This is a genomic window from Methyloversatilis sp. MC4-4 (genome assembly GCF_049843555.1).
Classification (GTDB): Bacteria; Pseudomonadota; Gammaproteobacteria; order Burkholderiales; family Rhodocyclaceae; genus Methyloversatilis; species Methyloversatilis discipulorum_B.
In genome coordinates, this window is record NZ_JBBHZK010000002.1 from 1,241,209 (window position 1) to 1,252,507 (window position 11,299).

Consider the following 11,299-nt stretch of genomic DNA (forward strand, 5'->3'; position numbering starts at 1 on the left):
AAGCAGGCCGTCATTTCTCACATCTCGCGAGCACGATCAGTGCCCGTCCGCCGGATAATTCGGGACCCGAACCCGACGGAGTCCCCATGAATCTGCGCGCATTGTGTTTCGTGTCGATGTTGATGCTCTCTTCGGTCGTCACGGCCATCGAAGTCGAAGGCACGCGTTTCGATCCGACGACACGCCTGTCCGATTCGACGCTTCAGCTGAACGGCGCTGGCGTGCGCACGCGCTTCATCATCAAGGCCTACACCGTCGCCCTCTACCTCGGCGCGCCGGCCGACAGCCTGGACGCGGCAATGGCCGCGGCAGGCCCGAAGCGTATCGAGATCGTGCCGCTGATGAGCTTTTCCGCAACGCAGTTCACCGAACCGCTGGTCAAAGGCATGAAGAAGAACCTGCCGCCGGCGGAATTCGAGGCGATGCAGCCGCGCATCCGCGCTTTCGTCGACGATCTGATGGCGGTGCAGGAGGTGAAGAAGGGCAGCCGAATCGGCCTCGAATGGCTGCCCGGTCGCGGCACCCGCGCCGTGATCGACGGCAAGGAGGTGAGCAAGACGGTCGAGGGCGACGATTTCTACCGCGCACTGCTCGCCATCTGGATCGGCCCGAAGCCGACCCAGGACGACCTGAAGCAGCAGTTGCTCGGGGGCAGGCAGGCGCAATGATAAAGGACTCCGGCGCGCCCGACTGGGACGCTGTGATCGTGGCGCCGGGCTTCGCACTGGGCATCCGCACCGCGGACGATGCGCTCACGCTGATCGAGTTCCTGCCGCCGCGGTCGCCGCAACCGGCGCGCACGCTACTGGCGGCCGAAGCCACACGCCAGATCGACGCCTACCTGCGCGATGCCCGGCATCGCTTCGATCTGCCGCTGGCTCCCGGCGGCAGCGCACACCAGAACGCGGTGTGGGCGGTGATGCAGCAGATCGCGGTCGGCGACACGCTGAGCTATGGCGAAGTAGCGCGTCGCATCGGCTCCGCGCCGCGTGCCGTCGGCGCGGCCTGCGGCGCCAACCCACTGCCGGTGGTGATTCCCTGCCATCGCATCGTCGGGGCGGGTGGCGCACTGGGCGGCTTCGCGCACGCAACGCAGGGCTTTCTGCCCGGCATCAAGCGCTGGCTGCTGGCGCACGAGGCCGCGACGCGCGAATTCAGGCTGTCGGCGAACGCCCCCGCTCTATCGTCACGCCGACCTGACGCACGTCCTTCATGATGCCGGTCTTGGCGATCGAAATCCGGACCCATGACGCGCGGAAGTCGTTCAGCATCATGTTGATGACGAACTCGCCCAGCGTTTCGAGCAGATTGAAATGGCGCTGCGCCAGTTCGGCGCGGATGCGATTGACCACTTCGGCGTAGTCGATCGTGTCGTTGATGTCGTCGTTCTGAGCCGCGGCGTCGGGCACGCCGAAGGTCATGCTGATCTCCAGCTGCTGCGTGTGCGCACGCTCGCGCGCGTAGATGCCGACCGATGCGGTCACCTTCATGCCTTCGATGAAAATACAGTCCATGTCTGCCCTGTTGCCCGTGTCGAACTAGAATTGCCGGATTCTACGTCCGACCCGTCGCCCATCGTGAATTCAGCTTTCAGCATCGCCATCGCGATCGCCCTCGGTTACGCACTCGGCTGCATCCCCTTTGCCGTCGTCAGCAGCAGGCTGTTCGGCCTCGCCGATCCGCGCACCTACGGTTCAGGCAACCCGGGCGCAACCAACGTGCTGCGCTCCGGCAACAAGAAGGCCGCGCTGCTGACGCTGATCGGCGACGCGCTGAAGGGCTGCGTCGCGGTATGGCTGGTGCGTTTGCTGGGCATGGGTGAAAACGCCGCACTGCTGGCAGGCGTGGCGGCCTTCGTCGGCCATGTCTTCCCGGTCACGCTGGGTTTTCGCGGCGGCAAGGGCGTGGCGACCGCAGCCGGCGTGATGCTGGCCGCCGAACCGACGGTGGGACTGATCGCGCTGGGCATCTGGCTGGCGGTCGCCCTACTCACTCGTTATTCGTCACTGGCCGCGCTGGTTGCCGCGTGCAGCGCGCCGATCAGCGGCCTGCTGTATACGCAATCTGCCGTCGTGTGCGGCGCGCTTGCCGCGATGTCCGGGCTGCTGATCTGGCGCCACGCGGACAACATCCGCCGGCTGATGAATGGCACCGAAAGCCGCATCGGCGGCAAGAAGGCCCAGAACGCGGGCTGACCCCGCTCAGAGCGCGTCGAGCGGCCAGCGCGGCCGTACCGCGATGGCGTGATGCGACGACGACGCTGCCACGCCCGCTGCCAGCCGCTGCGCGCCGGCGAAGGCGATCATCGCGCCGTTGTCGGTGCACAGTGCCAGTTCCGGATAGAACACGCGCCCCTTGCGCTGCGCCAGTTCGACGTCGAGCCGCGCGCGCAGACGCCGGTTGGCACCGACTCCGCCTGCCACCACCAGCTGATTCAGCCGGGTCTGCCGCAGCGCAGCCAGCGACTTGGCGACCAGCACATCGACCACCGCTTCCTGGAACTCGGCCGCCAGATCGGCGCGTCCGGCCTCGTCGAGGCCCTTGTTCACCGCGTTCAGCACGGCCGTCTTCAGCCCGGAGAAGCTGAAATCGAGATCGCCGCTGCCGAGCATGGGCCGCGGCAGCTTCAGACGCCCCGGCGTACCCCGCTGCGCCAGCACCGCCAGGTGCGGTCCGCCCGGATAGGGCAGGCCGAGCAGCTTGGCCGTCTTGTCGAAGGCTTCGCCGGCCGCGTCGTCGAGCGTCTCGCCGAGCATTTCGTAATCGCCGACCGCCGACACGCGCATCAGCTGCGTGTGGCCGCCGGACACCAGCAAGGCGACGAAGGGATAGGTCGGCGGGTCGGCCGACAGCAGCGGCGACAGCAGATGCCCTTCCAGGTGATGAATGGGGATGGCCGGCTTGCCGAGCGAGAAGGCAAGCGCTTCGGCGAACGCCGCACCAACCAGCAGCGCGCCGGCCAAACCCGGCCCCGCCGTGTAGGCGATGGCGTCGATATCGCCGGCGGCAATGCCGGCTTCGGTCAGCACCTGGCGATAGAGCGGAACGATGCGCCGCACGTGATCGCGCGACGCCAGCTCCGGCACCACGCCGCCATACGCCTGATGCAGATCGATCTGCGAGTGCACGGCGTGCGCGACCAGACCCCGCCGGTCGTGGTACAACGCCAGCCCTGTTTCGTCACACGACGATTCGATGCCAAGTATCCACATGCGACGCATTGTACTTGCGCGCCCCGCAAATCGGACTTGGCACATCGCCGGCACCGAGATATACTCGTCGGCTTTCCGTTATGCGTCCGCTCACATCGAGCAGCGGACGCGCCATTGAGGGCTGTTTGTATGCCGGGTATTCGCGTCAAGGAAAACGAGCCGTTTGAAGTTGCGATCCGCCGCTTCAAGCGCACCATCGAAAAGGCTGGCACGCTGACCGAACTGCGTTCGCGCGAGTTCTACGAAAAGCCGACGGCCGAGCGCAAGCGCAAGCTGGCTGCCGCCGTGAAGCGTCACCACAAGCGGCTGCGCAGCCAGACCCTGCCGCCGAAGCTGTACTGATTCGCCGGGCCCTGCAAGGCTGCAGGGCTTGAACCCAAAAAGCCGGATGCGCAGTGACGCATTCGGCTTTTTGTGTTTGTTGCTTCCCTTCAACCGCCGCCGCGAGTGACACCATGAGCCTGAAGGAACAGATCAGCGAAGACATGAAGACCGCGATGCGCGCCAAGGACAGCGCGCGTCTGGGCACCATCCGCCTGCTGCTGGCCGCGATCAAGCAGAAGGAAGTGGATGAGCGCATCGTGCTCGACGACGCCCAGGTCACCACCGTGATCGACAAGATGCTGAAGCAGCGCCGCGATTCGATCAGTCAGTACGAAAGCGCCTGCCGCCAGGATCTGGCAGACGCCGAGAAGTTCGAACTCGAGGTACTGACCGCCTACATGCCGCAGCAGATGAGCGCGGACGAAGTACGTGCCGTCATCGCCGAGGTGATCGCGGCGGTGGGTGCCGCCGGCCCGGCCGACATGGGCAAGGTGATGGCCCCGCTGAAGGCGAAGCTGGCCGGTCGCACCGACATGGCGCAGGCGTCCGCGCTGGTGAAGGCCGCGCTGAGCGGCAACGCCGGCTGAGCGACGGCGGGATGATCCCGCAGTCCTTCATCCAGGAACTGCTCAACCGCGTCGACATCGTCGACGTGGTCGAGCGCTACGTCCCGCTGAAGAAGGCCGGCGCCAACTATCAGGCCTGCTGCCCCTTCCACAGCGAGAAGACCCCCTCCTTCACGGTCAGCCCGGCCAAGCAGTTCTACCACTGCTTCGGCTGCGGCGCGCACGGCAGCGCCATCGGCTTCCTGATGGAATATTCCGGGCTGAGCTATCCCGACGCCATCGAGGAACTGGCGCGCAACGCCGGCATGACCGTGCCGCGCGAAGACTTCACGCCGGAAATGGCACAGCGCCGCCAGCAGGCGGCGTCACTGACCGAGGTGATGGCGCGCGCCGCACAACATTACAAGCAGCAGTTGAAAAAAAGCCCGCGCGCGATCGAGTATCTGAAGGGTCGCGGACTTTCGGGCGAGATCGCCGCCCGCTTCGGCATCGGCTACGCACCGGACGACTGGCAGGGCCTGCGCGAAGCCTTCGACGATTACGAAGCTGCAGCGCTGGCCGAATGCGGTCTGGTGATCGACGCCGAGCCCTCGGAAGGCCAGAGCAAGCGCCGACGCTACGACCGCTTCCGCGACCGCGTGATGTTTCCCATCCTCGACGCGCGGAACAACGTGATCGGTTTCGGCGGCCGCGTGCTCGACCGCGGCGAGCCGAAGTACCTGAATTCCCCGGAAACGCCGCTGTTTTCGAAAGGCCGCGAACTGTACGGCCTGACGCAGGCGCGCGCGGCGATCCGCGACGACGGCTTCGTGCTGGTGGTCGAGGGCTATATGGACGTGGTGGCGCTGGCCCAGTTCGGCGTCGGCAACGCGGTCGCCACACTGGGGACGGCGACCACCCCTGACCACATCCACAAGCTGTTCCGTCAGACCGACCGCATCGTGTTCTGCTTCGACGGCGACCGCGCAGGTCGCAAGGCCGCGTGGCGCGGCCTCGAATCGGCGCTGTCGGAACTGAGCGACGGGCGCAGCGCATCCTTCCTCTTCCTGCCGACCGAGCACGACCCGGACAGCTTCGTCCGCGAACAGGGTGCAGACCGCTTCCGTCAGCTCGCGCTGTCGGCGCAACCGCTCAGCGAATACCTGCTGCACGAACTTCAGGCGCGCTGCGACACGCGCAGCGCCGAAGGTCGCGCCCAGTTCATCAACGAGGCGAAGCCGCTGGTGACGCAGATCCCGGCCGGCGCGCTGCGCACGCAGTTGCTGCACCTGCTGGCACCGGCGGTCGGGCTGTCGGCGCAGGAGCTGGCCGAAGCCTGCGGCCTGCGCATGCCGCGCCGCACTGGCCGCTACAACGCGCCACCGGCGCCAGCGGCACCGCGTGTCGCGCCGACGACGCCGGCACGCAAGCTGCTGTGCATGCTGATGCAGCGCCCCGCGCTCGGCAGCAAGGTCGGACATCTGGAAGACATCGACGACGACCCCTGGCTGCGGGCTGTGCAGGCGATCGCCGACTGCATCGAGCATGGCGACATCGATGCCGGCAACACGGCCGCGCTGGTCGAGTACTTCAGGGATGGTCCGCACGGACCGTTGATCGAGGACGCGGTCGCCGCGGCGATCGACGACCCGGCTGACGAGGGCGCACTGCCGCACATGTTCGACGACACGCTGCAGCATCTGAGGAAGACGGGAATTTCCCGCGCAATCAATCATCTGACGATGCTCGGTCGTCAGGCGCCACTGACTGCAGAGCAACAGGCCGAACTCGGCCGTCTACTCAAAGAGAAGGCGCGGACTTGAAAGACGAGAAGCCAACCCCTAAAACGGGTATAATGACGGGTTTTCCCTGTCGACCGCTTACATAGGTCGGGCTCATTGCCGGCCCGGTACGACGGGGTCCTGTGCGCAGGCGGACGGCAATCCGGTGAGGGTTTTGCCTTGCCGGGTTCGCCGCTGGTTACACGCAGATCTGAGGATATACATGGTCGCCAAGGACAAGTCGAAGGATACACGCAAGCAGGCTGAAGTCGCAGAAAAGCCTGTTGCAGCCGCAAAGCCCGTCACCGCCCGCGGTGCAAAGGCCGCCAAAGACGCCAAAGCCAAGGATCTGAAAGCGAAGGCGGGTTCCGCCGAAGCGAACGCCCTGCCGATGGACGCCGATCAGCGTCGCCTGCGTCTGAAGACGCTGATTGCGCTGGGCAAGGAACGCGGTTACCTCACCTACGCCGAAATCAACGATCACCTGCCGGACGACATCGTCGACGCCGAGCAGATCGAATCCATCATTTCGACCTTTAACGACATGGGCATCCGTGTCTTCGACGAAGCGCCCGCTTCGGAAGACCTGCTCATGGGCGAGAACGCGCCGGCCGTGGTCGACGCGTCGGAAGTCGAAGAGGAAGCCGAACAGGCGCTGTCGACGGTCGAATCGGAATTCGGTCGCACGACCGATCCGGTGCGCATGTACATGCGTGAAATGGGTACGGTCGAACTGCTGACGCGCGAGGGCGAGATCGAGATCGCCAAGCGCATCGAGGACGGCCTGCGCCACATGATCCAGGCGATTTCCGCCTGCCCGACGACCATTGCCGAAATCCTCGACATGGCCGATCGCGTCGCGCGCGAAGAGATGCGCATCGACGAACTGATCGACGGCCTGATCGACCCGAACGCGGTCGAGGAAGAGGAAGAAGCGGCCGCCAGCGCCGAAGCGTCCGACGAAGAGGACGAGGACAGCGACGAAGAGGACGAGGACGGCGAAGGCGGCGCGATGAGCGCATCGCTGATCCAGCTCAAGGCCGATGCGCTGGAGCGCTTCGAAAGCATCCGCGCGCTGTACACGAAGATGCAGTCCACGCTGGACAAGAAGGGCTCGCAGGACAAGACCTATCTGAAGCTGCAGAAGCAGCTGTCGGACGAGCTGATGAACATCCGCTTCACCGCGCGCATGATCGAGAAGCTGTGCGACTCGGTGCGCAACATGGTCGAATCGGCGCGCAAGCACGAGCGCAAGATCCTTGAACTGTGCGTGGACAAGGGCAATATGCCGCGCGCCCACTTCATCAAGGTATTCCCGGGCAACGAGGTCAATATCGACTGGCTGAAGGGCGAAATCACCGCCGCCAAGTCGAATGGCGCGCAGCTGCTGCGTGCCGCCCCGGCCATCATCGAGGAACAGGGCAAGCTGATCGACATCCAGGACCGCATCGGCCTGCCGCTGAAGGAACTGAAGGACATCAACAAGCAGATGTCCACCGGCGAAGCCAAGATGCGCCGTGCCAAGCGCGAGATGACCGAAGCCAACCTGCGTCTGGTGATCTCGATCGCGAAGAAGTACACCAACCGCGGCCTGCAGTTCCTCGACCTGATCCAGGAAGGCAATATCGGTCTGATGAAGGCGGTGGACAAGTTCGAATACCGTCGCGGCTACAAATTCTCGACCTACGCGACCTGGTGGATCCGTCAGGCCATCACGCGTTCGATCGCCGATCAGGCGCGCACCATCCGTATCCCGGTGCACATGATCGAAACGATCAACAAGATGAACCGCATCTCGCGCCAGATCCTGCAGGAAACCGGTGCCGAGCCGGATCCGGCGACGCTGGCCATCCGCATGGAAATGCCGGAAGAGAAGATCCGCAAGATCCTGAAGATCAGCAAGGAGCCGATCTCGATGGAAACGCCGATCGGCGACGACGACGATTCTCATCTGGGCGACTTCATCGAGGACACCGCGACGCTGGCACCGACCGACGCTGCGCTGTTCGCCAGCCTGCGCGACATCACGAAGGAAGTGCTGGACAGCCTGACGCCGAGGGAAGCCAAGGTGCTGCGCATGCGTTTCGGCATCGAAATGAACACCGACCACACGCTGGAAGAGGTCGGCAAGCAGTTCGACGTGACCCGCGAGCGCATCCGCCAGATCGAAGCGAAGGCGCTGCGCAAGCTGCGTCACCCGTCGCGCAGCGAAAAACTGCGCAGCTTCCTCGACACGGAAACCTGATTTTCGTGTGAAACTTGAGCGACCCCATCGTCACGGAAAACAACAGGGAGGCCTACCGTGAAGACCATCGCTCAGGTGATTGAAGGCAAGCAGGGTCCGATCGCGACCGTCGAGGCGGACAACACGGTCATCAGCGCGCTGCGCGTGATGGCCAACCGCGGCATCGGTGCCGTGCTGGTGACCGACAACGGCGCACTGGCCGGCATCTTTTCCGAGCGCGACTATGCGCGCAAGGTGGTGCTGCAGGGCAAGGATTCCGCCACCACGCCGGTGCGCGACATCATGACCAGCAAGCTCATCCACGTGACGCCGGACATGACGGTCGATCAGGCGATGCAACTGATGAGCGACAAGCGCATCCGTCACCTGCCGGTGCTGGACACCGCAGGTTCGCTGGTCGGCGTCATTTCCATCGGTGACATGGTCAAGGAAACGATCGAGTACCAGCAGTTCCTGATCAAGCAGCTCGAAAGCTATATCGCGAGCTGATCTTCACGGCGGGAGCGCGAACGCGCTCCCGTACGTCTTTCAGAGCACCTTCCCCACCAGCGGCACCGTCATTTCCGCTTCGCTTGTGCCCCCATGCACGCCGATCAGCCGGTGCGCACGTTCACGCGGTACGGTGTCGCGCAAAGTCCAGTCCGCTCTCATTTCCAGCGTGTAGTCACCGATGCGCTCAAGCAGGCGTGGATGAGGTACGCCCGGCCCGAAACGCCCGGCCGCAAAGAGATCGCTCGATCGCCACGGGATGCAGGCGCTGTCCAGAGCCTGCAGCGCGCGTTCGAAATCGCGCGCCCGCCCGGGTTTGAGGTGACAGAACACCGCGCGCCGCTCGCCCGACAGCGGGGCGGCGAGACAGTCGGCCAGCGACGGCAGTTGCTCGAGTTCGATCAGATGCTCCGTGGGCGCATCGATGAAGCCGTGATCCGCGGTCACCAGCAACTGCACGTCGCACCCTGCCATGCCTGCTGCCCAGTCGGCCAGCGCGGCGTCGGCCACGCGCAGCAGCTCGCGCGCACTGTCGGAAGCGCAGCCACGCACATGGGCACAATGGTCGAAGTCCGGCCAGTAAGCGTAGATGTAGCCAGGCGGCGACGGTGCGCGCAGCGCGCCCGTCAATGCGGCGAGCATGCCCTCGAGTCCAGCATAGGCGAGAACCTCGGCGCCAGCACTGTGCAGCGTATTGAACGGTGAATGCGCAATGTCGGCGGGCGAAATCACCTGCGACGCACCCGGCAGCGACGCGAACACGGACGGCGCCCGGCACACGCGCGCCAGCACCTCCTCCTGCGAACAGGGCAGATCGCCGTCGCCACGTGGTGTGACCGGCAGGATGGCGAGCACTCGGCCATCCAGGCCCGGTTCGGTACAGCGCAGGTGCCAGCCGGTCAGCCCATGCACCGCTGGCGACCGGGCTGTCATGAAAGTGGTGATGGCCGCCGCGGTGGTCGACGGGAACACGGAAGTCAGCGTCGCCATGCAGTGCCGGCGCAGGAAGCTGTCCTCGGGCAGCAGTTCGAGCTGCTTCATGCCGACGCCGTCGAGCACCAGCAACACGACGCTGCGCGCGGCACGCCAGGCTGACGCGTCCACATCGCGCAACCCCGCGCCGGTACGCTCACCGCCGCATGCGCGCACCACATCCTGCATCAGGTCGGCGATCGACCCACCTTCGAAATCCGGCCACATCGTCCGGCACCCTCCTCCGAAACCCGCTCCGCAGGCCCCGATACGGCGCCCCTTTGCTATAGTACCGCTCCCTTCCGGGCCTCTAGCTCATGCTTGGTTAGAGCAGCGGACTCATAATCCGTTGGTGCTGGGTTCGACTCCCAGGGGGCCCACCAGATCGCCCGCCCCAGCCCGCACACGGCTGGGGCCGCTCGCTCCGGGCGCCCGCCCATTGATCGTCATCAAGCCCCCCGCTGCCGGCGCCTAAAACCCCGCCGATTTGCGGCACACTGTCGCCTTGGTAATCAGTCGGCATTTCGGCAAGGGGTGATGGGCAATGGCAGTCGAACTGTTCAACAACGGCAAGCACGTCTGCCTGGCCTTCTACGATCTGGTCGACGAAGGCGCCGACCATGCGGTGCAGTGCAACCAGTTCCTGGTGGTGGACGGCGAACACGGCGCGCTGATCGACCCCGGCGGCAACATGACCTACACCGGGCTGATGATGGCGATGCAGCGCTATTTCCCGTCCAAGGATCTCGATCTCATCCTCGCCTCGCACGCCGACCCCGACATCATTGCGTCGATGAACAAATGGATGGTCAGCACCTCGTGCAAGGTGATGATTTCGAAGCTGTGGGCGCGCTTTCTGCCCCATTTCACGACAGGTCGCGACTACACGGCACGCATCATTCCGATCCCGGATGAAGGCATGCGGATTCCGCTCGGCGCCATGGAAATGCTGGCACTGCCGGCGCACTTCATGCACTCGGAAGGCAATTTCCAGTTCTACGACCCGGTGTCGAAAATCCTCTTCTCCGGCGACATGGGCGCCTCGATGATCGGCCACAGCGAAGCGCTGCCACCGGTCGGCGATTTCGACGCGCACGTTCCGCACATGTTCGGCTTCCACCGCCGCTACATGGTGTCGAACAAGATCTGCCGCTACTGGGCCAGCATGGTGCGCGGACTCGACATCGACATGATCGTACCGCAGCACGGCGCCCGCTTCGAGGGCAAGGCGATGGTGAAGCGCTTCGTCGACTGGATAGAGAACCTGCCCTGCGGCGTCGACCTGATGACGCAGGCGCACTACAAGGCGCCCTGAACCGGCGCGTCGGAGCGCACTCAGCGTCCGGCCACTTCCAGCGCGTTGTCGACAGCGCGCACGCCGGGTACCGCCATCGCCGTCTGCAGCGTGCGCGCCAGTTGCGACGCGTCGCGCACGACCCCGCTCAAGGTCACGCGCCCGTCACGGGCGCTCACCGCGACATAGCAGCCGCGCAAGGCCTCGTCGCCGCCGAGTGCGCCCTTGATCGCCTCCTGCAGGCCGCGGTCGCGATCGTCGGTGACCGGATCGCGCAGCGTCGCCTGCGTGGCGGCGACCAGACTGGCCGCCTGCGCGGGCGAGCAGATCGAGTAGGCGATTGCGGTCGTGGTGAGCAGGGTCGCAATGGACTGGCGGGTGATCATGGTCTGCCTCCGTATCTGTTTTAGCGGCGTACTCCGGCCGGTGGGAGTGCC

13 protein-coding genes and 1 tRNA gene are annotated in these 11,299 nt (G+C 65.2%); 10 read left to right on the plus strand and 4 right to left on the minus strand.

Going from position 1 to position 11,299, the window contains the following annotated elements; genetic code table 11:
- Positions 1–86 precede the first annotated feature (86 nt).
- Both WDZ97_RS12660 and WDZ97_RS12665 read left to right on the plus strand, forming a co-directional pair.
- Positions 87–668, plus strand: a complete 582-nt coding sequence (locus WDZ97_RS12660; RefSeq protein WP_304005485.1) for a chalcone isomerase family protein — start codon at positions 87–89, stop codon at positions 666–668.
- Entirely contained in the window at positions 665–1,216 is a 552-nt protein-coding gene (locus WDZ97_RS12665; RefSeq protein WP_425762954.1) for a methylated-DNA--[protein]-cysteine S-methyltransferase, read from the plus strand. The genes WDZ97_RS12660 and WDZ97_RS12665 overlap by 4 nt, the downstream gene beginning before the upstream one ends.
- On the opposite strand, the gene folB is transcribed toward WDZ97_RS12665, so the two are convergent.
- Positions 1,155–1,514, minus strand: coding sequence for a dihydroneopterin aldolase (gene folB / locus WDZ97_RS12670; RefSeq protein WP_019915410.1), 360 nt, complete (start codon positions 1,512–1,514; stop codon positions 1,155–1,157). The genes WDZ97_RS12665 and folB overlap by 62 nt on opposite strands.
- 63 nt (positions 1,515–1,577) lie before the next feature.
- On the opposite strand from folB, the gene plsY reads away from it, so the two are divergent.
- Entirely contained in the window at positions 1,578–2,195 is a 618-nt protein-coding gene (gene plsY / locus WDZ97_RS12675) for a glycerol-3-phosphate 1-O-acyltransferase PlsY (protein WP_425762955.1), read from the plus strand.
- A 6-nt stretch (positions 2,196–2,201) separates the two neighbouring features.
- Here plsY and tsaD read toward each other — a convergent pair whose 3' ends face one another.
- Positions 2,202–3,212, minus strand: a complete 1,011-nt coding sequence (gene tsaD / locus WDZ97_RS12680) for a tRNA (adenosine(37)-N6)-threonylcarbamoyltransferase complex transferase subunit TsaD (RefSeq protein WP_425762956.1) — start codon at positions 3,210–3,212, stop codon at positions 2,202–2,204.
- A gap of 129 nt (positions 3,213–3,341) precedes the next feature.
- Between tsaD and rpsU the strand changes: the two genes are divergently transcribed.
- The 5 genes from rpsU to WDZ97_RS12705 all read left to right on the plus strand — a co-directional run bounded on the left by rpsU (position 3,342) and on the right by WDZ97_RS12705 (position 8,596).
- Positions 3,342–3,554, plus strand: coding sequence for a 30S ribosomal protein S21 (gene rpsU / locus WDZ97_RS12685; RefSeq protein ID WP_008061479.1), 213 nt, complete (start codon positions 3,342–3,344; stop codon positions 3,552–3,554).
- A gap of 113 nt (positions 3,555–3,667) precedes the next feature.
- Entirely contained in the window at positions 3,668–4,123 is a 456-nt protein-coding gene (locus WDZ97_RS12690; RefSeq protein WP_425762957.1) for a GatB/YqeY domain-containing protein, read from the plus strand.
- An 11-nt stretch (positions 4,124–4,134) separates the two neighbouring features.
- The gene (gene dnaG, locus WDZ97_RS12695) at positions 4,135–5,904 is read left to right on the plus strand and encodes a DNA primase (protein WP_425762958.1); all 1,770 of its coding nucleotides are present in this window, start codon (positions 4,135–4,137) and stop codon (positions 5,902–5,904) included.
- Between the two features lie 181 nt (positions 5,905–6,085).
- Positions 6,086–8,107 (plus strand): RNA polymerase sigma factor RpoD, encoded by a 2,022-nt coding sequence (gene rpoD, locus WDZ97_RS12700; protein ID WP_019915415.1) that lies wholly within the window; start codon positions 6,086–6,088, stop codon positions 8,105–8,107.
- Between the two features lie 57 nt (positions 8,108–8,164).
- Positions 8,165–8,596, plus strand: coding sequence for a CBS domain-containing protein (locus WDZ97_RS12705; RefSeq protein ID WP_304005464.1), 432 nt, complete (start codon positions 8,165–8,167; stop codon positions 8,594–8,596).
- A 39-nt stretch (positions 8,597–8,635) separates the two neighbouring features.
- Here the strand turns inward: WDZ97_RS12705 and WDZ97_RS12710 are convergent, their stop codons facing one another.
- Positions 8,636–9,796, minus strand: coding sequence for an alkaline phosphatase family protein (locus WDZ97_RS12710; RefSeq protein WP_425762959.1), 1,161 nt, complete (start codon positions 9,794–9,796; stop codon positions 8,636–8,638).
- 76 nt (positions 9,797–9,872) lie between these two features.
- On the opposite strand from WDZ97_RS12710, the gene WDZ97_RS12715 reads away from it, so the two are divergent.
- Both WDZ97_RS12715 and WDZ97_RS12720 read left to right on the plus strand, forming a co-directional pair.
- A tRNA-Ile gene (locus WDZ97_RS12715) sits at positions 9,873–9,951 on the plus strand.
- A 161-nt stretch (positions 9,952–10,112) separates the two neighbouring features.
- Positions 10,113–10,883 (plus strand): MBL fold metallo-hydrolase, encoded by a 771-nt coding sequence (locus tag WDZ97_RS12720; protein WP_304005457.1) that lies wholly within the window; start codon positions 10,113–10,115, stop codon positions 10,881–10,883.
- Between the two features lie 20 nt (positions 10,884–10,903).
- On the opposite strand, the gene WDZ97_RS12725 is transcribed toward WDZ97_RS12720, so the two are convergent.
- Positions 10,904–11,248: a BON domain-containing protein gene (locus tag WDZ97_RS12725; protein WP_425762960.1), complete on the minus strand. Its 345-nt coding sequence runs from the start codon at positions 11,246–11,248 to the stop codon at positions 10,904–10,906.
- Positions 11,249–11,299: the final 51 nt, after the last annotated feature.